The organism is Micromonospora orduensis, from assembly GCF_006228125.1.
Classification (GTDB): Bacteria; Actinomycetota; Actinomycetes; order Mycobacteriales; family Micromonosporaceae; genus Micromonospora; species Micromonospora orduensis.
This window is the reverse complement of sequence record NZ_VDFY01000306.1, coordinates 1-2,771: the sequence shown is the minus strand read 5'-3', so window position 1 is coordinate 2,771 and position 2,771 is coordinate 1. Positions and strand designations below refer to the sequence as shown.

The window sequence follows — 2,771 nt, the reverse complement described above, 5'->3', positions numbered from 1 at the left end:
CAGCCCACCAGTTCGGTGCGCGCGGCGTCGGCGCCGGCCGTGACACGGACCCCGGCGCGCAGATCCCGCAGGTTGGTGACCCGCATCGCGGCGAGCCGCTCGCCCTCGCCCAGGGTGAGCGGCCGGGCCGGCTCGGGCGGGTCGGGAGCCCAGCCCAGCAGCCCGATCACCAGCGCCGTCGCGGACATCGCCGCGGTCAGGCCGAGCAGCAGCAGCACCGCCCGCCGCCTTTGGGCGGGTGGGGTCGGGCGGTCGGACCGGGACGCGGCCCCGGAGTCGGTGTCGGTTGCCGGGTGCGCAGAGGTGTCCACGGATGTGAAACGGGTGGGGCGCGACGGGGTGACGAGCAGGGGCGCTCGCGGCGGCCGGTCTGCGCCTCGAGCGCGACCACACAGGTGCGCACGCCGGACGTGCCGGGTGCTGCGACCCGCAGTGCCGGGGGCGACCGGCCGAGATGACGGCCCGGCCACCGGCCCGGTCGGCCGCCGCGAGCGGCCTACGTGGAGAGCCTAGCGCCGGTGACATGTGCCACACAATGGGAATATTGAAGCTGATCACGTAGCCGGCGTGACGGCCGTTCCTGTCGGACCTCCGGCGTACCGTTGAGGTCATGGCGCTCGACATTCCCCGGCTGGACAGCCGCTTCCAGGTCGTCAGTGAGTTCCAGCCGGCCGGCGACCAACCGGCCGCCATCGACGATCTTGAGCGACGCGTGCGGCGTGGCGACCGTAACACGGTGCTGCTCGGCGCGACCGGCACCGGCAAGAGCGCCACGACGGCGTGGCTGATCGAGCGGTTGCAGCGCCCGACCCTGGTGCTCGCCCCCAACAAGACGCTCTGCGCGCAGCTGGCCAAGGAGTTCAGTGAGCTGCTGCCGCACAACGCGGTCGAATACTTCGTCTCGTACTACGACTACTACCAGCCCGAGGCGTACATTCCGCAGACCGACACCTACATCGAGAAGGACTCCTCGATCAACGAGGAGGTCGAGCGGCTGCGGCACTCGGCGACGATGTCGCTGCTCACCCGCCGCGACGTGATCGTGGTGGCGACCGTCTCGGCGATCTACGGTCTGGGCACCCCGGAGGAGTACCTGGACCGGGCGGTCCGGGTCGAGGTCGGCCAGGAGCTCGACCGTGACCAGTTGCTGCGCCGGCTGGTCGACATCCAGTACACCCGCAACGACATGGCCTTCCAGCGGGGCACCTTCCGGGTCCGGGGTGACACCCTGGAGATCATTCCGGCGTACGAGGAGCTGGCGGTCCGCATCGAGCTGTTCGGCGACGAGGTGGAGAAGCTCTACTACCTCAACCCGTTGACCGGTGACGTGGTCCGCGAGGTCGACCAGCTGGTGATCTTCCCGGCGACGCACTACGCGGCCGGCCCGGAGCGGATGGAGCGGGCCATCCGCGACATCGAGGCGGAGCTGGTCGAGCGGCTGGCCGAGCTGGAGCGGCAGGGCAAGCTGCTGGAGGCGCAGCGCCTGCGGATGCGCACCACCTACGACATCGAGATGATGCGCCAGGTGGGCTTCTGCTCCGGCATCGAGAACTACTCGATGCACATGGACGGGCGGCTGCCCGGCAGTCCGCCGCACTGCCTGCTCGACTACTTCCCTGACGACTTCCTCACCGTGGTCGACGAGTCGCACGTGACGATCCCGCAGATCGGCAGCATGTACGAGGGTGACGCCTCCCGTAAGCGGATGCTCATCGACCACGGCTTCCGGCTGCCCAGCGCCGCCGACAACCGGCCGCTGCGCTTCGACGAGTTCCTGGAGCGGGTCGGCCAGATGGTCTACCTCTCCGCGACCCCCGGCCCGTGGGAGCTGGAGCAGTCCCAGGGCGAGTTCGTCGAGCAGGTCATCCGCCCCACCGGGTTGATCGACCCGGAGGTCGTCATCAAGCCGACCAAGGGCCAGATCGACGACCTCATGCACGAGATCAAGCTGCGCACCGAGAGGGACGAGCGGGTCCTGGTCACCACGCTTACCAAGAAGATGGCCGAGGACCTGTCGGACTACCTGCTCGAGAACGGCATCCGGGTGCGCTACCTGCACTCGGAGGTGGACACGCTGCGCCGGGTGGAGCTGCTGCGCGAGCTGCGCAAGGGCGAGTACGACGTGCTGGTCGGCATCAACCTGCTCCGCGAGGGCCTGGACCTGCCCGAGGTGTCGCTGGTGGCGATCCTCGACGCCGACAAGGAGGGCTTCCTGCGCAGCGGCCGTTCGCTGATCCAGACCATCGGGCGGGCCGCCCGTAACGTGTCCGGGCAGGTGCACATGTACGCCGACAAGATCACCCCGTCGATGGCTGCGGCGATCGACGAGACCGATCGGCGGCGCGCCAAGCAGATCGCGCACAACGAGGCCAACGGCATCAGCCCGGAGCCGCTGCGCAAGAAGATCCACGACATCCTGGACGACATCTACCGCGAGGCGGAGGATACCGAGAACTCCCGGGTGGGCGGCGCGGTGCGCCAGCTCTCCCGGGGCAAGGCGCCCGTCAAGGAGACGCGCAGCCGGAGTCGGGCCGGGGCCGCCACTCCCTCGCGGGAGGGGATGGCCCGTGCCGACCTCGCCCAGCTCATCCAGGAGCTCAACGACCAGATGCTGGCCGCCGCGCGCGAGTTGCAGTTCGAGCTGGCGGCCCGGATCCGCGACGAGGTGGCCGACCTGAAGAAGGAGCTGCGCGGGATGGACGCCGCCGGCGTGAAGTGACGACCGTCCCGGCCGGCGACGCCCGTGTGGGCGCGGCCGGTCGGGGCGCGGG

At 70.1% G+C, this 2,771-nt stretch carries 1 protein-coding gene and 1 pseudogene; one reads left to right on the top strand and one right to left on the bottom strand.

The genetic code is table 11. The annotated features are described in order from the left end of the window. A pseudogene (locus FHG89_RS31935) lies at positions 1 to 218 on the bottom strand (hypothetical protein); the annotation flags it as partial. Between the two features lie 392 nt (positions 219 to 610). Here FHG89_RS31935 and uvrB point away from each other — a divergent pair. After that, positions 611 to 2,719 carry an excinuclease ABC subunit UvrB gene (uvrB, locus tag FHG89_RS31930; protein WP_139588104.1) on the top strand — a complete coding sequence of 703 codons (2,109 nt, stop codon included), beginning with the start codon at positions 611 to 613 and terminating at the stop codon, positions 2,717 to 2,719. Positions 2,720 to 2,771 lie beyond the last annotated feature (52 nt).

Bases quoted from the DNA above. Each gene is read 5' to 3' on its own strand.
- uvrB (WP_139588104.1), top strand. From the start codon at position 611: ATGGCGCTCGACATTCCCCGGCTGGACAGCCGCTTCCAGGTCGTCAGT.